Annotated in this window: 19 protein-coding genes; 12 read left to right on the top strand and 7 right to left on the bottom strand. The window is 66.8% G+C overall.

All coding sequences use genetic code 11. From position 1 onward, the window contains the following. Positions 1 to 117: 117 nt before the first annotated feature. From G3A50_RS07410 to G3A50_RS07390, 5 genes are read left to right on the top strand one after another with little or no spacing between them, the layout of a single operon-like run. A complete protein-coding gene (locus tag G3A50_RS07410) occupies positions 118 to 669 on the top strand; it encodes a sigma-70 family RNA polymerase sigma factor (protein ID WP_163074646.1) in 552 nt (183 codons plus the stop codon). Continuing rightward, the gene (locus tag G3A50_RS07405) at positions 666 to 1,352 is read left to right on the top strand and encodes a ChrR family anti-sigma-E factor (RefSeq protein ID WP_163074645.1); all 687 of its coding nucleotides are present in this window, start codon (positions 666 to 668) and stop codon (positions 1,350 to 1,352) included. Before G3A50_RS07410 ends, G3A50_RS07405 begins: the two co-directional genes overlap by 4 nt. Before the next feature lie 6 nt (positions 1,353 to 1,358). Then, positions 1,359 to 2,237, top strand: coding sequence for an alpha/beta hydrolase (locus tag G3A50_RS07400; RefSeq protein ID WP_163074644.1), 879 nt, complete (start codon positions 1,359 to 1,361; stop codon positions 2,235 to 2,237). Then, positions 2,234 to 3,070 (top strand): DUF1295 domain-containing protein, encoded by an 837-nt coding sequence (locus G3A50_RS07395; protein ID WP_163074643.1) that lies wholly within the window; start codon positions 2,234 to 2,236, stop codon positions 3,068 to 3,070. The genes G3A50_RS07400 and G3A50_RS07395 overlap by 4 nt, the downstream gene beginning before the upstream one ends. After that, positions 3,067 to 4,095 carry an SAM-dependent methyltransferase gene (locus tag G3A50_RS07390; RefSeq protein ID WP_163074642.1) on the top strand — a complete coding sequence of 343 codons (1,029 nt, stop codon included), beginning with the start codon at positions 3,067 to 3,069 and terminating at the stop codon, positions 4,093 to 4,095. Before G3A50_RS07395 ends, G3A50_RS07390 begins: the two co-directional genes overlap by 4 nt. 6 nt (positions 4,096 to 4,101) lie before the next feature. Here the strand turns inward: G3A50_RS07390 and G3A50_RS07385 are convergent, their stop codons facing one another. The 6 genes from G3A50_RS07385 to G3A50_RS07360 form a co-directional block, all read right to left on the bottom strand. Then, a complete protein-coding gene (locus G3A50_RS07385; protein ID WP_210255245.1) occupies positions 4,102 to 4,518 on the bottom strand; it encodes a DUF2177 family protein in 417 nt (138 codons plus the stop codon). Between the two features lie 142 nt (positions 4,519 to 4,660). After that, entirely contained in the window at positions 4,661 to 5,584 is a 924-nt protein-coding gene (locus G3A50_RS07380) for an acetamidase/formamidase family protein (RefSeq protein WP_163074641.1), read from the bottom strand. Positions 5,585 to 5,667: 83 nt separating this feature from the next. Continuing rightward, positions 5,668 to 6,489 carry an ABC transporter permease gene (locus G3A50_RS07375; RefSeq protein WP_246252217.1) on the bottom strand — a complete coding sequence of 274 codons (822 nt, stop codon included), beginning with the start codon at positions 6,487 to 6,489 and terminating at the stop codon, positions 5,668 to 5,670. 16 nt (positions 6,490 to 6,505) lie between these two features. Further along, complete coding sequence (locus G3A50_RS07370) at positions 6,506 to 7,315, bottom strand: ABC transporter ATP-binding protein (RefSeq protein WP_163074640.1); 810 nt, start codon at positions 7,313 to 7,315, stop codon at positions 6,506 to 6,508. 5 nt (positions 7,316 to 7,320) lie between these two features. Then, positions 7,321 to 8,343, bottom strand: a complete 1,023-nt coding sequence (locus tag G3A50_RS07365; RefSeq protein ID WP_163074639.1) for an ABC transporter substrate-binding protein — start codon at positions 8,341 to 8,343, stop codon at positions 7,321 to 7,323. 358 nt (positions 8,344 to 8,701) lie between these two features. Then, on the bottom strand, positions 8,702 to 9,100 hold the full coding sequence (locus tag G3A50_RS07360) for a transposase (protein ID WP_163074638.1): 399 nt from the start codon (positions 9,098 to 9,100) through the stop codon (positions 8,702 to 8,704). 423 nt (positions 9,101 to 9,523) lie between these two features. Between G3A50_RS07360 and G3A50_RS07355 the strand changes: the two genes are divergently transcribed. The 7 genes from G3A50_RS07355 (at position 9,524) to G3A50_RS07325 (ending at position 18,402) form a co-directional block, all read left to right on the top strand. Continuing rightward, entirely contained in the window at positions 9,524 to 10,765 is a 1,242-nt protein-coding gene (locus G3A50_RS07355) for an urea ABC transporter substrate-binding protein (RefSeq protein WP_163074637.1), read from the top strand. A gap of 65 nt (positions 10,766 to 10,830) precedes the next feature. Beyond that, entirely contained in the window at positions 10,831 to 12,438 is a 1,608-nt protein-coding gene (urtB, locus tag G3A50_RS07350; RefSeq protein WP_163074636.1) for an urea ABC transporter permease subunit UrtB, read from the top strand. Then, positions 12,435 to 13,529, top strand: coding sequence for an urea ABC transporter permease subunit UrtC (gene urtC / locus G3A50_RS07345; protein ID WP_163074635.1), 1,095 nt, complete (start codon positions 12,435 to 12,437; stop codon positions 13,527 to 13,529). The genes urtB and urtC overlap by 4 nt, the downstream gene beginning before the upstream one ends. Then, positions 13,529 to 14,257, top strand: coding sequence for an urea ABC transporter ATP-binding protein UrtD (gene urtD / locus G3A50_RS07340; RefSeq protein ID WP_163074634.1), 729 nt, complete (start codon positions 13,529 to 13,531; stop codon positions 14,255 to 14,257). The genes urtC and urtD overlap by 1 nt, the downstream gene beginning before the upstream one ends. A 2-nt stretch (positions 14,258 to 14,259) precedes the next feature. After that, entirely contained in the window at positions 14,260 to 14,952 is a 693-nt protein-coding gene (urtE, locus tag G3A50_RS07335; RefSeq protein ID WP_170308631.1) for an urea ABC transporter ATP-binding subunit UrtE, read from the top strand. A 33-nt stretch (positions 14,953 to 14,985) separates the two neighbouring features. Then, entirely contained in the window at positions 14,986 to 15,921 is a 936-nt protein-coding gene (locus G3A50_RS07330) for an acetamidase/formamidase family protein (RefSeq protein ID WP_163074633.1), read from the top strand. 144 nt (positions 15,922 to 16,065) lie between these two features. Next, entirely contained in the window at positions 16,066 to 18,402 is a 2,337-nt protein-coding gene (locus tag G3A50_RS07325; RefSeq protein ID WP_163074632.1) for a Tex family protein, read from the top strand. Positions 18,403 to 18,535: 133 nt separating this feature from the next. Here the strand turns inward: G3A50_RS07325 and G3A50_RS07320 are convergent, their stop codons facing one another. Then, positions 18,536 to 19,399: a polyphosphate kinase 2 family protein gene (locus G3A50_RS07320; RefSeq protein WP_163074631.1), complete on the bottom strand. Its 864-nt coding sequence runs from the start codon at positions 19,397 to 19,399 to the stop codon at positions 18,536 to 18,538. Positions 19,400 to 19,993 lie beyond the last annotated feature (594 nt).

Here is a 19,993-nt window from a genome sequence, read left to right as displayed (position 1 = left end):
TGCCGCGTATAGGGGAGCATGAATGCCCAGCTGGAACATGTCCGATCTGGCCGAAACGCTCCATCTCCGGATCAAGGATGGGGGCGGGTCTTGACGCATCCATTGGATGACGGCGCCATGCCGAGCGCGGATGAGCTGAACGGGCTCATCCTCCGGATCGCCCGCGACCGCGACCGGCAGGCCTATGGGCGGCTGTACCGGCACTTTGCGCCGCGAGTGACGGCGTTCCTGCGCAAATCCGGCCTGGCGCCGAATGTCGCGGAGGAACTCACCCAGGAGACGATGCTCTCCATCTGGCGCAAGGCGTCCTATTTCGATCCCGCGCGGGCGGGGGCGTCGACGTGGATCTTCACGATCGCCCGCAACCTGCGCATCGACCATTTCCGCCGCTCGCGCGTGGTGGAGGTGACTGAGAGCGAAATGCCGGAGGAGAGCGACCCCGCGCCTTCCGGCGAATCGATGCTGCTGACTTCCGAGCGCGAGGCCCGCGTGCGCACCGCCATGACGGCACTTTCCGACGAACAGGCGACGGTTCTGCGCCTCTCATTCTTCAGCGAGAAGGCTCATTCGGAGATCGCCAGCGAGCTCGGCATTCCGCTCGGCACGGTAAAATCGCGCGTGCGGCTGGCACTTGGCCGGCTGCGTGCGTTGCTGGAAGGCGAAACATGACCAGCCGTCATCACGCGACCGATGAAACCCTGATGCGCCTTGCCGCGGGCCAGTTGCCCGCCGGGCCGGCGCTTGTCGTCGCCACGCACCTTGCCACATGTCCGGTCTGCCGTGCCCGTCTCGCCGCGTTCGAGGCGGTGGGTGGCGCGCTGCTGGAGGAGATCGAGCCCGAGGCGATGCCGCCCGGGGCTTTCGCCGCCGCGATGCACGCGATCGACGAGGAAGAGCGGGCGCCGGCCGCGCCCTCCCTCCCGGCGCGTTCGCGCCCGTCTGCCGGACGAGGCCGCGCGCCCTCCACCCTTCCCGGCGGCATCGTCCTGCCGGCGCCGCTCAAGGAGTGCGAAATCGGCCCCTGGCGGTGGATCGGCATCGGCGTGCGCGCGAGCGCAGTGACGCTGCCGCACGACCCCTCGGCCCGCGTGACCCTGCTGCGCGTGGGGCCGAACCGGAAACTGCCCGAGCATGGCCATTTCGGCACCGAGTTCACCCAGGTTCTGGTCGGCTCCTTCTCCGACGAATTCGGGCGCTACATGCCCGGCGACCTGTCGGAGATGGACCAGGATGTCGAGCACCAGCCGATCGTCGATCCGGATGGGGAGTGCATCTGTCTCGCCGCGCTGGAGGGGGGCATGCGGCTGACCGGGTTCTTCGGTCGCCTGATCCAGCCCTTCGTCCGTCTGTAGCCGACCATGCGCGAAGCCCTTCTCCTCGCGCTTGCCGCGCTGGCGGGCGGAACGGCGAGCGCCTTTTTCGCCCCGGTGCAGGTGCTCAACGCGCTGGCGGGCCTTGAGGACCATCGGCGCGAAACCGACATCGCCTATGGCGAGGGGCCGCGCCAGCGTCTGGACGTCTACACCCCCACCGGTGCCGGCGAGGGGCGCCCGGTTGTCGTCTTCTTCTATGGCGGCGGCTGGGAGGAGGGCGAGCGTTCTTCCTACCGTTTCGTCGGCGCGGCGCTGGCGAGCCGGGGGTTCGTTACCGTCATTGCGGATTATCGCGTCTACCCTCAGGCGCGCTTCCCCGATTTCATCGAGGATGGCGCACGGGCGGTGCGCTGGGCGCGCGATCACGCCGCCGGGTTCGGCGGCGATGGCCGCAGGCTTGTGCTCGCCGGGCATTCCGCCGGGGCCCACATCGCGGCGATGCTGAGCTTCGACCACCAGTGGCTCAAAGCTGTCGGCCTCGATGCCGGGACCGACATCGCCGGGATGGTCGGACTGGCCGGCCCCTATGATTTCCTGCCCTTGCACAGCGCCACGCTGGCGACGATCTTCGGCCCTGAGGCGCAGCGCGCCCGCACCCAGCCGATCACTTTCGTCGACGGGCGCGGCCCGCCCGCCTTCCTCGCCACCGGCCCGAACGATCGCACCGTCGATCCCGGCAACACCGCGCGCCTGGCCGCGCGTATTCGCCAGCACGGGGGCGAGGTGACGACGCGGACCTATGACCGGGCCGACCATCGCACGCTGATCGGCGCCTTCGCCCGGCCGCTACGGCTGATCGCGCCGGTGCTGGACGACACGGCGGCCTTCATTCGCAAGACGACGGGGGAGGCGGCGCGCTCATGAGCCTTGCCCTGCTGATCCTCGCCCTCGCCGCCGCGCTCTCGCTGGCCATGGCGCTGGCGTGGGCCGTGGCCGAGCGCCGCGCCAATCATGGCTGGGTCGACACGATCTGGACCTTCGCGGTCGGCGCGGCGGGCGTGGCGGGCGCGGTGGCACCGGTTTCCGGCGAGGCCTGGTCCTTCCGGCAGGGTCTGGTCGCCGCACTGATCGCGCTGTGGTCGCTGCGGCTGGGCACGCACATTCTGGCCCGCACGCTCGGGGGCCATGACGACCCGCGCTATGTGGAGCTGCGCCGGGAATGGGGCCGGACGGCTTCGGCGCGCATGTTCAGGTTCCTGCAAATACAGGCCCTCGCCGGGTTTGTGCTGGTGCTCGCGGTGATGGCGGCGGCCCGCCATCCTTTGCCCGGCATAGGGCCGGGCGATGTGATCGGGGGGCTGCTCGTCGTCGTCGCGGTGCTCGGTGCCGGTATCGCAGATCGCCAGCTCGCCCGGTTTCGCGCCGCCCCCTCCAACCGGGGACGGGTGTGCGACGAGGGGCTGTGGTCGATGACGCGCCATCCCAATTATTTCTTCGAATGGCTCGGCTGGCTGGCCTATCCGGCGATCGCGATCGACCTCACGGGTGCCCACCCCTGGGGCTTCGTCGCCCTCCTCGCGCCGCTGCTGATGTACGCGCTGCTGGTCCACGCCTCGGGCATCCCGCCGACGGAGGCGCACATGCTGCGCTCGCGGGGCGAGGCCTTCCGTGCCTACCAGCGGCGGGTGAATGCCTTCTGGCCGGGACCGCCGCGCCACCCCTTGACCAACACACCAGGTGGAGATGCAGGAACATGAGCCTCATCGCATGTGCGGGCCGTCTCGCCGAACGCCTGCCGCTTCCCGATGCCCTCACCCGCATGGGCATCGAGAGGCTGGTCGATCGCACCCGCCGCGCACTGTCCGCCCTGCCGGAGGACGAGGAGCGCCGTTTTGCCGAGGCCATGGCGCAGCGCCCGATCGCGGAGCATCCCGAGCGCGCCAACGACCAGCACTACGAACTGCCGCCGGAGTTCTTCGCGCTCACCCTGGGGCCGCGCCGGAAATATTCCTGCTGCCTGTATGGGCAGGGTGCGCAGACGCTGGAGGCCGCCGAACGGCGCGCACTGGAGGTGAGTGTCGACCACGCGGCGCTGGCCGATGGCCAGAGCATTCTGGAACTAGGCTGCGGCTGGGGCTCGCTCACCCTGTTCATGGCCGAGCGCTTCCCCGCAGCACATATCGTGGCGGTGTCGAATTCGGCGCCGCAACGCGCCTTTATCGAGAGCGAGGCGCGCGCGCGCGGGTTCGGCAATGTCACCGTGGTGACGGCCGACATGAACGCGTTCCAGACCGAGGCGGTGTTCGACCGTATCGTCTCGGTGGAAATGTTCGAGCACATGGCGAACTGGCGCGCGCTGCTGGCGCGGGCGCGGGGCTGGCTGCGGCCCGATGGCCGCCTGTTCCTGCACGTGTTCACCCACCGCCGCACGCCCTACCGCTTCGACCACGGTGACGAGGCCGACTGGATCGCGCAGCACTTCTTCACCGGGGGCATTATGCCCAGCGAGGGGCTGGTGCGCTGCTTTGCCGACACGTTCGTCGTCGAGGAAAGCTGGCGCTGGAGCGGCAGCAACTACGCGCGCACAGCGCAGGACTGGCTGGCCAATTTCGATGCCAACCGCGCCCGGATCGACGAGGTGCTGAAGCAGGTCTACGGCACGGATGCCGCGCTGTGGCGGCGACGCTGGCGGCTGTTCTACCTCGCCACGGCGGGACTGTTCGGCCATCGCGACGGCGAGGAGTGGGGCGTCACTCACTACCGGCTGCGCGCCAGCGGGTGAGGCGGGTCAGGGAGCCTGACGGCCCATCAGGGCCTGGGTAATCAGCATCCCGGCGGTGGCGGAAACGCCGGTGAGCACCGTGCCCCAGATCATGTCGGCGGCCGTGACCAGCGTCGACCACTGGCGCAGCGTGGCCTGGTTGGTCAGGTCGTAGGTGGAATAGGCGACAAGGCCCAGCAGCGCGCCGAACAATAGCGCCGTGGTCCAGCGGCCGGAGGCGAGCGCGGGCTGTACCGCGAACACCACGATGCCGCCGACATAGATCAGATAGAACAGGACCGCGGGGGCGAGATTGGGCGTTTCGGCCAGCATGTCGCCGAGGCGTGGGCGGTACAGCCGGCTGGTCATGAGGCCGAGCCAGACCGCATCGATGGCGAGCATAACGAGCCCCGTCGCCAGATAGCTCACCAGATACCGCATCATCGCCGCCTTCATCGTCCGGGTTGAGGATATGGCAGGTACGAAGGCGACAGCGGATCGGATCACGGGCCTGGCAGGCGCGGCGGCCCGGCGAGGCGGCAGGCCATTGAGGGCCGGGCGGGAAGCGCCTCCCCGCCCGGAAGGCTCAGCCGGCGAACTGGGCGAGCAGCTTTTTGTCGACCTTGCAGATGTAGGTGTATTTCGGGTTCACCACCTGGGTGCACCGCGCCTCCGCAATCTGCCCGAGCAGCATGTAGGCTTCCGCGGCGGGAATGGCGTAGTCGTCTTCCAGCCAGTAGATCATTTCCTGGAAGGCGATCCGCATCGCGTCCTCCAGCGGGCGGGCGCAGCCGAGCGTGCAGATGTGCGTCGGCGTTTCGATCCGCGGATGAGCCAGCCGCGCCGGGGCGGGGGCGAGCGAAACCTTGACCGTCAGCGTGGCGCCGATCTCGATGGCGCCCATGCCGTTGGCCTCGCCGTCGCCCTGCAGCGCGTGGCAGTCGCCGAGGAAGAGATGGGCGCCCTCGTGGTTGACGCGGAACATCACCGTGTTGCCGGGGGTGATCTCCTGAACGTCGAGATTGCCGCCATGCGGGCCGTTGTCCACCGTGAGCACGGCGCCGGCGACCGGGGCCACGCCGGCAACGCCGATCATCGGCCGGACCGGAAGCTTCACCTTGTCGCTCCAGTGGACGATGCCGTCAGCGACTTCGACGACGCGGGTGAGGTGGCCGAACTCCTTCTGGCGCACCCAGTCCGGAAACATGCCCACGCCCGGCCACAGCGCGGTGAAGCCCAGCGTGTCGAGTTCCATGCCGACGATGTCCAGCACCAGCATGTCGCCGGGCTTGGCGCCCTTCACCTCGATCGGGCCCGTGGCGCCATTGACAAAGGGGAAGGTGACGTCGGCCTCGGTCAGTTGCTGGCCGAGATGGCGAATGGTGCCGTCATTGGCGTTGATGGCGCATTCGACGACGAAGGTCTCGCCCGGTTCGACGTGGGCGATGAAGCCGTCATTTGCCGACAAAGCATATTTGATGTTGCCGGCCTTGCTGACACGCTGGGTCATGGTCACTCCATGGGCACTGGGATGGGCGCAAAAGGCTTGAAGGGGCGAAGGAAGGCGCAAAGGCACGGGTCTTCGGCGTCTCCTCAGGCGAGGCGGCGCCAGGGCATGAGCAGGCGTTCCACCTTGCCGACGATAAAGGTTAGCAGCAGGGCGAGCGCGATGGTCGCCACGAGCGCGGCGAACACCTTGGGGATGATGTAGAGCGAGCCGGCCTTGAAGATGGCGTGGCCCAGCCCCTCCGATGACGACATGAACTCGCCGACGATGGCGCCGATGAGCGCGAAGCCGACGGTGAGCTTGAGCCCGGCGAAGATGTCGGTGAGCGAGGCGGGCACCACGAGCTTGCGGAAGATCTGGAATTTCGACGCGCCGAGCGTGCGCATCAGGTTGATCTGGTCCGGGTCGACCCCGACCGCGCCCTTGTAGGAGGTCACGAGCGCCACGATCACCACGGAGAGCGTCGACATCGCGATCTTCGATATCAGCCCGGTGCCGAACCAAATGATGATGATGGGCGCCAGTGCGATGATCGGGATCGAGCCCAGCGCGATGACGAAGGGCTCTATGACCCGCGAGACGAAGCGCGAATACCACAGCGACAGGCCGATCAATGTGCCGATGACATTGCCGATGACAAAGCCGAGCAGCGTCTCCAGCCCGGTGACATAACTGTCGCGCCACAGGCTGCCATCCTGCGCCATCTTCAGCAGAAAGCCGGCGATGGCCGAGGGCGAGCCGAACATGAAGGCCGCCTGCTTGTCGAAGAACGTCATGTACTCCCAGAACGCCAGAAACGCCGCCAGCACGAGGATCTGGGTCAGCACGACGAGCGCGGTGGCGCGGAACCGCGATGATCGCCGCGCGGCAAGGGCCGGGGATGCGGTGTGGCGGGTGGAACTGTCCATGGCCGTGCGCTCCCTGCTACCGGCCGACATCGAGATCGGCCCAGATGCGGCGGACATAGTCGGAAAAGCCTGTGCTCTCGCGCGCGGCGATCATGTCGGTGCGCGCGGTGCCGAGGTCGATCTCATAGACCGCCTTGATCCGCGTCGGCCGCTTGGTGAGCACGATGACCCGGTCAGCGAGCGAGACCGCCTCCTCGATGTCGTGAGTAATCAGCAGCACGGAACGCCGGCTCTCGCGCACCAGCCGGGCGGTGTCGCTTTCGATCAGCAGCTTGGTCTGGAAGTCGAGTGCGGCGAAGGGCTCGTCCAGCAGCAGCACGTCGGGCTCGTTCACCAATGTGCGGGCGAGCGCCACGCGCTGGCGCATGCCGCCCGAAAGCGTGGTCGGGTAATGGTCGGCGAAGCCGTGAAGCCCGAGCTGGTCGAGCATGACATGGCTGCGCTCCTCGGCGTCCGAGAGGGGGACGCCGCGGATCTCCAGCCCCAGCATGACGTTCTTCAGCGCCGTGCGCCACGGCAGCAGAAGGTCCTTCTGCAGCATGTAGCCCACCCCGGCGGGCTGGCCGGCAATGTCGCGGCCATGCCAGCGAATGCGGCCCGTATCGGCGGCGAGGAGGCCGCACAGCGTGTTGAGCAGGGTGGTCTTGCCGCAACCGGACGGGCCGACAATGGCGACGATCTCGCCCTCGCTCAGCGTCAGCGAGAGGTCGCCGATGACCGGGACGATGTGGCCGTCCGCGTCATAGCTCTTGGAGACATGCTCCACCACGAGGGGCGGGGCGCCAGAAGGCGCGCCCGCTCCGGTGGCTGTCGCGAGGGGGTGCACGGTGCCTACCCCAGCTGCTTGATCGCCTTCTCCGCGAAGGAGTTGTCGATGATCTCGTCGAAGCTGACCGTGCCCTTGATGTTCTTCAGGTAGAGCTGCATGTCCATGAGGTTCTGCCACTGGTCCTTCTTGGTGATGACGGACTGGGCGGGGATCAGGTACTTCAGCTCGGCGTCGATCGCCTTGTCGACGACGTCACCCGGCAGGTCCGGGAACTCGGCGCGGGCCACCTTCTTGGAGAAATCGGGATCGGCATAAGTTTTGCGCGAGGCTTCCTCGAAGGAGGTGACCAGCGCCTGCACCATCTCCGGATCCTTCTCGATGGTGGTGGGCAGCACCATGATGCCGGTGTTGCAGAACGGGCCGATGTAGTTCGAGAAGTCGAACACAACCTTGGCGCCCTGCGCCTGCGCGGCGGCGACGCTGGGCTGGTAGGCCACCGCCATGTCGGCCTGGCCCGCCAGCATGGCGGCGATCTCGGTGCCCGGGTTCACGGTGACGATGAAGGCGTCGGTGCCGATGGTGAGGCCCGCCTGTTCCAACATGCGCTTGGTGACCGAGTAGTTGGTGTTCGGCTCGGGCGAGGTGACGATCCTCTTGCCCTTGAGATCCTTCGGGTCGCTGAACGGCTCCATCGTCTTCGACACGCCGAAATAATGCGCACGCTGAACGACGGTGCCGACGACCTCGCCCGGGCCGCCATTCTCGCGCGAGATCACCGCCATGGTGGCGTCGCCAATGGCGAAGTCCGCCGAGCCGCCGAGCACCGCGGCGAAGGTCTGCGTGTCGCCGCCCGCGGCGGAGACCTTCATGTCGAGGCCGTTCTTCTCGAAGATGCCGGCATGCATGCCGACATAGAGGTTGATGTAGCCCAGATTGTGCACGGCCTCGCTGAAGTTGACCGTCTTCAGCGTCGCCGCGCGCGCCGGACCGCCGAGATAGGGGGCCGCGATCAGGCCGCCGGCGGCAAGGGCGGATGTTCTCAGGAAACCACGACGATCGAGACCGCTACGCAAGAAGCTGGACATGGGGTCGTTCTCCATTTTCCCGGATGGGCATGCCGTGAGGGGCACGTACTGATGCGGGCACGTGCTGTCAGGGGCAGATGCCATCAGGGACACTTGCCTGCCCGCACAGAGGGGTGCCTTATCCGGTTAGGAAAAGACCACGCTGTCGGTTCGACAAGTCGAAATAGATCGCAGAAAAACGCCGCCCTGGCCGGCAGTTACGCAGGCCGCGGTCATAATGGCACGATTGCCATTATGGCTGCGCAAATTGCGCCCAGCCTGCCCCGTGCTTAGCCGGCGACGCGATTATTCGGGGGGCTTCCCGAAGGGCATGGCGGCGCGATCGCCATTTTCGTCGCCCAACATAAGGGCAGCGCGTTCAGCGGGTCACGCGCACCGAGGCGAAACGGCCGACCACGGAACCACCGCACCGTTCAGCGGCAAGGGTCGATGCGCGGCCGGCGGGCATGCCCCGTCCCCCGATGGTCCCACCCCGCGCGCCGGTCGGGTCGGCCCGGTGCGGCAACTCTCCTGCCGGGGGAACATGAAGCCGCCTGGAAAGATTGCTCACCAGAGCCCGAAGCCGGTTGTTCTCCGCCTCCAGCTCCTTCATCTGCATGACGGCCGGCGCGGTGAGGCCGCCGAAGCGCCGCCGCCAGCGGTAAAAGGTGCGTAGCGAAACCTGTGCCGTGCTGCAGATCTCGCCGACCGGCACCCCGGAATCGGCTTCGCGCAGAAGGTGGATGATTTCGCTGTCGGTGAATTGTGAACGTCGCATCGGATCGCCTTCAGAATGTGTTGACGGATCGGATGACGGTCGGCCCTCTCGGCGAGGTTTCCACTTTCCTCTGTACCTGCCACACGGACCGGCATGCGCGACGGCCGTCAGTCGCACATTGTGTGGGCATGTGTCTAATGTGGGCAACACTATAGCCGATCACCCCTTGAAGTGAACGCACATTCTTGCTGCGCTGACGAAACGCGCCGCCGTCTGGCGCGCGATCGGGCACGCGTGCGCCCGTGCCGGTTGCCGGCGGTTCCGCCCTCGGCGCGGGAGCCCCGCAGCTGACAATAGTGCCAGAATATCCCGGCACCGTGCCGGGTTGGCGCCGCTTTGGGCAGAGCTGAACATTATATGAAGTTGCGCGCCCGCGCAGGCTCAACACAATCCACGACACATTCGAACATTGAGGTGTCGTCCATGGTCCAGATCTCGCGGCGTTCACTCCTGCAGGCGAGCGGTCTCGCCGCCGCAGGTCTCGCCTCTCCCGCCATCCTGCGTAGCGCGATGGCCCAGTCCGGCCCGGTGAAACTCGGCTGCCTGTTCTCGTCCTCCGGCACCATGGCCAATCTTGAAGGTCGGCTGAACTATGTGGTGAAGATGGCCGCCGAGGAGATCAACGCCAAGGGTGGCGTCAACGGTCGCACCATCGACGTGATGGTTTCCGACCCCGCCTCCGACTGGCCGCTCTACGCCCAGACCGCGAAGCAGATGCTGCAGCAGGAAAAGGTGTCGGCGCTGTTCGGCTGCTGGACCTCGGTGTCGCGCAAGACCGTGCTGCCGGTGGTCGAGCAGGAGAACGGCCTGCTCTATTACCCGCTGCATTTCGAGGGCGACGAGAACTCCAAGAACGTCGTCTATGTGAACTCGCCCCCGGCGAGCTCGGTGCTGCCGGCCGTCGACTACCTGATGAGCGACGAGGGCGTGTCGGCCAAGCGCTTCTTCATGCTGGGCTCGGACTATGTGTGGCCGCGCACCATCAACAAGCAGCTCAAGGGCTACTGGAAGAGCAAGGGTATCCCCGAGAGCGCCTGGAAGGAGGAGTACGTCCCCTTCGGCTTCTCCAACTTCCAGACGCTGGTGAACCAGATCCGCGCCTTCGCCGACGAGGGCGGCGGTCAGCCGATCGTCGTGCTCACCGTGGTCGGTTCCTCGATCCCGGACTTCCTGCGCGAGTTCGCCAACCAGGGCATCCTTGCCACCGACATTCCGGTGCTGGGCCTCGACATGGTGGAGGCCGACCTTGAAGGCCTCGACACCGCCAAGCTCGTGGGGCACCTCAATTGCTGGGCCTATCTGCAGAACGCCAAGGGCCCGGCCAACGAGAAGTTCCTGAAGAACTGGGCCGACTATGTGAAGACCAACAACGTGCCCTTCAGCGGGACCGTGTCGATCGATCCGATGGTCTCGGCCTATGATGCGGTGCATCTGTGGGCGATGGCGGCCGCGAAGGCGGGATCCTTCGATGTGCCGGAAGTCTCCAAGGCCTTTGGCGGTCTGACCTTCGACTGCCCGTCGGGCTACAAGATCTCCATGACCGACGAGAACAACTACGTCGCCCGTGGCGTGTTCATCGGCTCGGTCAATGACAGCCAGGGCTTCGATGTCCTCTGGCAGTCCGATGGAACGCCGAAGCCGGTCCCATTCAGCCCGTACGGCTGAACCTGTCGCGTTCCCCCAACATGAAGGGGCGGCCGTCCCGCCGGGGCGGCCGTCTTGATCTGCCGATGAAGTCCTGGCGTCTGCCCTTGCTCCTCGTCTCCGTCCTGCTGCTGGCGACCCCAGCGGTGGCGGAACCGCTCGACCGCACCAGCCTGATCGCCGCTCTGTGCGGCGGCGCCGGGCAGATGGGGGAGGGCGCCTCCACGCTCATCGCCACGGCGGTGAGCGGCAGCGCTGAGGAGCGGGCCTGGGCGGCCCCCCTGGCGCGCGCGGTGCTCGATCGCGATCTCGCCTGCGACACCAGCGGCGCGGTGCTGGTGCAAAGCGGGGTCGACGCGGTGAGCCGGACCCCGCGCGAGGCCGGAGAGAAGGCCCGCAAGCCGCTCGCCAGCCTCAAGAACCGGGCGACCTTCGAACTGGCCGACGCCGCGCTCGCCCTCCGCAGCGCGCCCGACATCGCCGCGCGTGCGGCGGCACTCAAGACGCTGGAACGCCGCCCGGCGAACGTCCCCGAGGGACTGCTGGAGGTGGCGGCTGCGAGCGAGCCCGACGCGGGCCTGCGCGAACAGATCGACACGCTGGCGCAGACCGCCGCGCTCAATTCATCGGACCCGGCCGCCCGCATTCGCGCGCTGTCGCGTGTGGCGGATACGCCCAGCCGGCGGGCGCTGACCAAGGTGTCGGCCTTGACCAAGGACCCGGCCTACACCGCGAATGCCGAGTTCCGGCAGGCGGTGGACGCGGCGACCGCCCGGATCGAGCGCGGCATCGCCATCGGCGACGTGCTGGCGACGCTCTATAACGGGCTCAGCTTCGCCTCGATCCTGTTCATGGCCGCCATCGGCCTCGCCATCATTTTCGGCCTGATGGGGGTGATCAACCTCGCCCAGGGCGAACTGATCATGATCGGGGCCTATGTCACCTGGCTGGTGCAGCAGGGGCTGCGCTATGCCGCGCCCTCGCTGCTCGACTGGTATCTGATCATCGCCATTCCCGTGGCCTTCCTCGTCACCGCCGCCATCGGCATCGCGATCGAGGCCGCGCTGCTGCGCCATCTCTACAAGCGCCCGCTGATGAGCCTGCTCGCCACCTGGGCGGTGAGCCTGTTCCTGATCAATCTGGTGCGGGTCATCTTCGGCACCCAGAACATGCAGTTCGAGACGCCGTTCTACGTGTCGGGCGGCGTGCCGGTGATCGGCGATTTCATCTTTACCTGGAACCGGATGTTCGCGATCGGCTTCGCTGTCGTCACATTGGCGCTGACCTGGGCCATCGTGCGCAAGACGCCGCTCGGGCTGAACATTCGCGCGGTGACGCAGAACCGCGACATGGCCGCCTGTATCGGCATTCCGACGCGGCGGGTGGACATGATGGCGTTCGGCCTCGGCTCGGGCCTCGCGGGGCTTGCCGGGCTGGCGCTGTCCCCGATCTACTCGGTGAATCCTCAGATGGGCCAGAACTTCATCATCGACAGTTTCATGGTGGTGGTCCTCGGCGGCGTCGGCACCATCGCCGGCACGGTGGTGGCCGCGCTTGGCATCGGGCAGATCAACGTGCTGATCGAGCCGCTGTGGGGCGCGGTGGCGGCCAAGGTCATCGTCCTCCTCATGATCATCGCTTTTCTGCAATGGCGGCCCGAGGGGTTGTTCGCCGTGAAAGGCCGCCGCAAATGACGCGCATCTCCCGCGACCGCCCCTTCCTCGCCCTTATCGCGCTGCTGGTCGCCGCCGCGCTGACGATGGGAATGCTCGGCGGCACGCCGTTCGAACTGTCGCGCTACCTGACCAACGCGATCGGCCAGCTCGCCGCCTTCGCGGTGCTGGCGCTCTCGCTGGATCTGATCTGGGGCTATCTCGGCATTCTCTCGCTCGGCCACGGACTGTTCTTCGCCATTGGCGGCTATGCGATGGGGATGTACCTGCTCAAGCACTCCTTCGCGGTGACGGGCACCGTGCCGGACTTCCTCCAGTTCATGGGCTGGAAGGAGTTTCCCTTCTACTGGGCCGGCTTCGACTTCTTCCCCTACGCCGTCGCGGTGGCGGTGCTGGTGACCCTGCTGATCGCGGGCGTGTTCGGCTACGTCTCCTTCCGCTCTCGGGTGAGCGGGGTCTATTTTGCCATCATCACCCAGGCGCTGGTCTATGTGGCGATGCTGCTGATGTTCCGGAACGACACCGGGTTTGGCGGCAATAACGGCATGACCGGCTTCGCCGTGATCTTCGGCTGGCCGATGGGCACCAGCGCCACCATTACCGCGCTCGCCGTCGTCTCGCTCCTGGTTCTGGCGGGCGTGCTGGTGGGGTGTCGCTGGCTGGTCGGCAGTCGCTTCGGCGCGCTGATGCTGGCGACGCGTGACGACGAGACCCGCCTGCGCACGCTGGGATACGAGACGCTGCGGCTCAAGCTCGCGGTCTGGTGCCTTTCCGCCGTCATCGCGATGATCGCGGGCATGCTCTACGTGCCCCAGGTCGGCATCATCAACCCGCGCCTGCTCGCGCCGGAGCTTTCGCTGGAGATCGCCGTGTGGGTGGCGATCGGCGGGCGCGGGCATCTCGTCGGCGCGGTCATTGGCGCGCTGCTGGTGAATGCGGTGAAGTTCTGGCTGTCCTCCGCCGCGCCGGATGTGTGGCCGTTTATCCTGTCCGGACTGATCGTGCTCGTGGTGCTGGTGTTTCCAAACGGGCTGGTCGACCTCGCCCGGTTGCGTGTCGCCCGCCCAATGGGGCCCAAGCGCCTCTCGGCCGAGATCGGGGAGGCGCGGTGATGGCGACGACCGCGCTTCTGGTGGACGGACTGAACGTGCGTTTCGGCAGCTTCCAGGCCATCGACGATCTCTCGCTCGCCATCGACTATGGCGAGGTGCGTGCCGTGATCGGCCCCAATGGGGCGGGTAAGACCACGCTGCTCGACGTCATCTCCGGCATCACCCGGCCGAAGCAGGGGCGGGTGATCTTCGACGGCGTGCTCGACATCACCCACAGGAGCGAGTCGGCCATTGCGCGCGCGGGCATCCGCCGCAAGTTCCAGAAGCCCAGTGTGTTCGAGGGGCTGAGCGTGCGCCAGCACATCGCCATCGGCATCGATGTCGGCTTCCGCTCGCGTCTCGATGAGGCGGCGCTGGAGGACCGTATCGGGCAGGTTCTCGAAACGGTGGGGCTGGAGCGCGAGGGCGAGCGGCTCGCCGGCGAACTCAGCCACGGCCAGAAGCAGTGGCTGGAGATCGGCATGGTGCTGGCCAGCGATCCGAAGGTGCTGATGCTCGACGAGCCGGTGGCCGGCCTCACCGATGAGGAGACCGAGCGCACCGCGGCTCTGGTGCGCTCGCTGGTGCGTCCCGATCGCGCCATCGTGGTGGTGGAGCACGACATGGACTTCGTCGAGCGCATTGCCGACCGTGTCACTGTGCTTCACGAGGGCCGCACGCTGTTCGAAGGCTCCATGGACAGGGTCCGGGCCGACGCCGCCGTGGTCGAAGTCTATCTGGGGCGCTGAACATGCGGTTTGGTATTGAGGCACTCGATCAGCATTACGGCTCGGCGCAGGTGCTGCGCCAGGTCGGCTTCGAGATCGCGCCGGGGGAGTGCCTGGCGGTGCTGGGGCGCAACGGCGCCGGCAAGTCGACGCTGCTCAAATGCATCATGGGCCTCATCGCGCCGAGCGCGGGTCGGGTGATGCTTGACGAGGTGGATGCCACGACATGGTCGCCCAATCGGCGCTCGCGCGCCGGGCTCGCCTATGTGCCGCAGGGCCGCGAGATCTTCTCCGAGCTGACGGTGGGCGAGAACATCGAGGCCGCCGCCCGCGCCCATGGCAGCTTCGGCACGCCGGTGATGGAGGAGGCGATCAGCCTGTTTCCGGTGCTGCGCGAGATGTGGAAGCGCCAGGGTGCCGCGCTTTCCGGCGGCCAGCAGCAGCAGCTCGCCATCGCCCGCGCCCTGGTCACGCAGCCGCGTCTTCTCATCCTCGACGAACCGACCGAGGGTATCCAGCCCAACATTGTGGCGGCCATTGGCGAGGTGCTGCGCTCCTTGAAGGGACGCATGTCGATCCTTCTGGTGGAGCAGTATCTCGACTTCGCCATCGAGACCGCCGACGCCTTCGTTGTTCTCTCGCGCGGCTCGATCGTCGAGACCGGCCGCGCGGCGGCGATGAGCCGGGAAAACCTCACCCGCTTCATCGCTGTCTGACCCAGCTTTCGCGCACCGCATCAGGAGTTTCGCATGTCGCGCCGCTTTGAAATCCCCTCCACACCGGAAAACATGGTCTGGGGCTATCTCGACAGCTCGACCCCTCCGATCCTGGAGGTCAGCTCCGGTGACGTGGTGACGCTGCATTCCTTTCCCGCCGGCGGCAAGGAAACGCTGCCGGAGAACATGCCGGTGCCGGAGGATTACGCCCTTGCGCTCGACACGCTGCCGCAGGGGCCCGGCCCGCATTTCATGACCGGTCCGGTCTTCGTGAAGGACGCCAAGCCCGGAGACGTGCTTCAGGTCGACATTCTCGACGTGAAGGTGCGCCAGGACTGGGGCTTCGTCTCCATCCTGCCGCTTCTGGGCACGTTGCCCGACGACTTCACCGATTACGAGACCATCCACCCCGTGGTCGATCACGCGCGTAATGTCTGCGTCATGCCCTGGGGTACGGAAATTCCGCTCGACCCGTTCTTCGGCATCATCGCCACCGCTCCGCCGCCGGCCTGGGGACGCTGCGGTTCGCCGGTGCCGCGCGCCTTTGGCGGCAATATGGACAACAAGGAGCTGCGCGCCGGCACCACGCTCTATCTTCCGGTGTTCAACGAGGGCGCGCTGTTTTTCGCCGGCGACGGCCATGGCGTGCAGGGCGATGGCGAGGTGTGTATCACCGCGCTGGAGACCGGCGTCACCGGCACCTTCCGGCTGACCCTGCGCAAGGACATGGAGCTGGAGTGGCCGTTCGCGGAAAGCGCGACGCATCTCATCTCCATCGGCCTTGACGAGGACCTCGACGACGCCGCCAAGCAGGCGACGCGCGAAATGGTGAAGCACATCTGCGAGCGCACCAATCTTTCGCGCAACCAGGCCTACATGCTGTGTTCGCTGGCGGGGAATCTGCGGGTGACCCAGCTCGTCGACGGCAACAAGGGCATCCACATGATGATGCCGAAGTCGCTGCTCTAGGTCTGGCAACGGATCGCCCCTTCCCCGCGCCTTCGGTCTGCGCGGGGAAAGCGGCTTCCTCTGGCCGCCCGCCGGCCTTGGGCGTGGCGTTTGCCGGCCGGGCTGAATATGGTCTCGCTCTCCCGAAGCGATTCCGTGTTGTGTATGACCGCTGACATCTCATCCCTCGCCGCCCGCATCGCCACCGAGATCGGGGCCCGTCCCCAGCAGGCGGCGGCCGCCATCTCACTGCTCGACGAGGGCGCGACCGTTCCGTTCATCGCGCGCTATCGCAAGGAAGCGACCGGCGGGCTCGATGACACCCAGCTGCGCCTGCTTGGCGAGAGGCTGATCTATCTGCGCGAACTGGAATCGCGGCGTGGCACGATCCTCGAGTCCATCCGCCAGCAGGGCAAGCTGACGGACGAGCTGGAGGCGACCATCGCCGTCGTCGCGACCAAGGCCGAGCTCGAAGACATCTACCTGCCCTACAAGCCCAAGCGCCGGAACCGGGCGGACATCGCGCGCGAACGTGGCCTTGGGCCGCTCGCCGAAGCGATCCTGAACGAGCGGGCCGCGGTGCCGGCCGAGCTGGCGACGGGCTATCTTACCGACGAGGTCGTCGATGTGAAGAGCGCGCTTGAAGGCGCCCGCGACATTCTTTCCGAACAATTCGCGCAGAACGCGGAACTGATCGGCCGGCTGCGCAGCCATCTTCGCGAGCGGGCCAATCTTCGCGCACGCGTGGTCGAGGGCAAGGAAGAGGCGGGGGCCAAGTTCTCCGACTATTTCGACCATGTGGAGCGCTGGGCCAATGTGCCCAGCCACCGTGCGCTGGCCATGCTGCGCGGCCGGAACGAGGACATCCTGGCGCTTGAGATCGAGGCGGATGCGGAGGATCCCGCGCCGGTGAAGCCCACCGTCCGCATGATTGCGCAGGCCTATGGCATTGGCGACCGTCTGCCGGGCGATGCCTGGCTGAAGGAGGTGGCCGGCTGGACCTGGCGGGTCAAGCTGTCGCTTCATCTCTCGATCGACCTGATGACCGAACTCAGGATGAAGGCGGAGACCGAGGCGATCAACGTCTTCGCCCGCAATCTCAAGGACCTGCTGCTTGCCGCGCCCGCCGGCTCGCGTGCCACCATGGGGCTGGATCCGGGCATCCGCACCGGGGTGAAGGTGGCCATCGTCGACGGCACCGGAAAGCTGGTGACGACCACCACGGTCTATCCCTTCCCGCCCAAGAACGACGTGCGCGGCACGCAGGGCGAGCTGGCCCGGCTGATCCGCGCCCATGGCGTCGAACTGGTCGCGATCGGCAATGGCACCGGCAGTCGAGAGACCGAGCGGCTGGTGGCGGAGATGCTGGGCGACATGCCCGCGCCGAAGCCCATCAAGGTGATCGTCTCGGAAGCGGGGGCCTCCGTTTATTCGGCGTCCGAGGCGGCGGCGCTGGAATTCCCGAATATCGACGTGTCGCTGCGCGGCGCGGTCTCCATTGCCCGGCGCCTGCAGGACCCGCTGGCGGAACTGGTGAAGATCGAGCCGAAGTCGATCGGCGTCGGCCAGTACCAGCACGATGTCGACCAGTATCACCTGGCGCGGGCGCTGGACGCGGTGGTGGAGGATGCGGTGAACGCGGTCGGGGTCGACCTCAACACGGCCTCGGCGTCGCTGCTGGCCAGGGTGTCCGGCCTTGGCGCCTCGCTCGCGGAGGCGGTGGTCGCTCATCGCGATGCCCATGGTGCCTTCGCCAACCGGCGCCAGCTGCTCGACGTCGCTCGCCTCGGCCCGCGCACCTTCGAGCAGTGCGCCGGCTTCCTGCGCATTCGCGACGGCAGCGAGCCGCTTGACGCCTCCGCCGTGCACCCGGAGGCCTATGGTGTCGCCCGCAAGATCGTGGCGGCGTGCGGGCGCGACCTGCGTACGCTGATGGGCGACAGCGCGGCGCTGGGAAGCGTCGATGCGCGCGCATTCGTCGATGAACGTTTCGGCCTGCCGACGGTGCGCGACATCATCGCCGAGCTGGAAAAGCCCGGCCGCGACCCGCGCCCGGCCTTCAAGACCGCGACCTTTGCGGAGGATGTCGACGACATCAAGCATCTGCAGCCGGGCATGCAGCTGGAGGGCACGGTGACCAACGTCGCCGCCTTCGGCGCTTTCGTGGATATCGGCGTGCATCAGGACGGGCTGGTCCATGTCTCGCAGCTCGCCGACCGTTTCGTGAAGGACGCGCACGAGGTGGTGAAGGTCGGCGACGTGGTGAAGGTGCGGGTGCTGGAGGTCGATCTGAAGCGCAAGCGCATCTCGCTCTCCATGCGCCGCGACGCCGGCAGCGCCCCGCGCGAGCGGACCCAGCCTGATGCAGGGCCGCGGGATGCCGGGCAGCGGGATGCCAAGGGCAAGGCCGGCCCTTCCCGCGCCGGTGCGCCGAAGCCCGCGCCGCGTGAACCGCAGGGGGCGCTGGGCGCGGCGCTGATGGACGCCTTCAAGCGCCGTTGAGCCGCGCGCGAGGGGCGGGAGAGGGGCGAACTAGAGCGTCCTCGGTGAACTCCGGTTCGCTGAGACGGCTCCGGCTGTCTGGTTCGACGTGCTTTCTTCCCGCGAGGCGGAACCCACTTCGGCGGCGAACGCTCTACCGGTCCGCAGGTGAGCCGGCCTTGCCTACGCCGGTTTTCTTCGCCTGGTGATATTTCCGGCGGATCTCGTCGAGGTTCACGGTCGGCTCCGGCAATGTCAGCTTCATGTCGTCGAGCGTCGCCTCGATGATGGTGGAGACGGCGAGATTGCGAAACCATTTGTGGTTCGAGGGAATAACGTACCAGGGCGCGTGCGGGGTGGAGCACTTCTCCAGCATGTCCTCATACGCGTCGATGTAGGCGTCCCAGTGTGCGCGCTCGGTATAGTCCGCCTCGCTGATTTTCCACTGCCGCGCCGGGTCATCCAGCCGCTGGCGAAAGCGCTCCAGCTGCTCCTCCGGTGTGATGTAGAGGAAGAACTTCAGGAGGGTGACGCCGGCCTGCGTGAGGCCCTCCTCGAAGCTGTTGATGAGGTCGTAGCGGGACGACCAGACTGATTTCGGCACCAGATCGTGCACCCGCGGCACCAGCACCTCCTCGTAATGGGACCGGTTGAAAACCGCCATCTGGCCAAGGCCGGGCGCGAAGGGGTGCACGCGCCACAGGAAATCGTGCCGTTGTTCCTCTTCGGTCGGCTGCTTGAAGCTCTTCACATAGGTGCCGAGCGGGTTCATGGCGGCCATCACATGCCAGCAGGTGCCGTCCTTGCCGGCGGCGTCGATGCCCTGCAGCACGATAAGGAGCGCGTGCTTCTTCTCGGCGTAGAGTTTCTGCTGGAGTTCAGCGAGGCGCGCCACGTTTCGGGCAAGAGCGTCCTTGGCCTGCTCGTCGTCGGCGTAGTTGCCGTGGAAGGCGGCATCGATCTTGCTCAGCTTGATCCGCTTGCCCGGCTTTGCGATCAGCTTCTTGCGCAGGTTCATGTCGCTCTCCTTACCGCCTCCAGGCATTTGGCGCGCACGGGCCAAAGATGGCGTTGGCTCCCAGCCTATGTCAGAGCGCCGATCGGTCGAAAGTGGGATGTTGAGGATCACGGGCCGGCCTGACAGCCGCTTTGGCATCTGCACGGCGGCCATGCCGCTGCCATGTGTGGGCGGCGGAACCAGACCAGCCGTCTGGCTGTGATGTGCGGGCTGCATAAAAGAACGCAGGTCTTTCGTATCGGCTATGCCATAATTTATTTCGACAGCGGGCGCCATGAACGGCGGAAATACGTAGGCATATCGGTTTTTCCTTGCCGGGAACGCAGTCAAGGCGTAAGAATAAATTCTGCTGGGCCGATATGATTGCTTGCCGCCTCTGAGGCGAGCGAAATGTTCTATTCGGCTCGAACTCGAAAGCGGATGCAGGGCGCCCATCCGGCGCTGACGTTGCCCCGCCCGGCTCCGAAGCACTTCCCGCTGGCCACTGTGTGCTGGCGACGCAGGTTTCGGTTCTGGCGGGTGTGACCCGACCTGATGCGCATCGCGCCAGTGCCTTCCGCTACCTGCCGGTGATCGACCTGCGGCGTCCGATGT

It is taken from the genome of Ancylobacter pratisalsi (genome assembly GCF_010669125.1).
Taxonomy (GTDB): domain Bacteria; phylum Pseudomonadota; class Alphaproteobacteria; order Rhizobiales; family Xanthobacteraceae; genus Ancylobacter; species Ancylobacter pratisalsi.
Note: the sequence above shows the minus strand (reverse complement) of the source record. Positions and strands in the feature narration are given on the sequence as shown.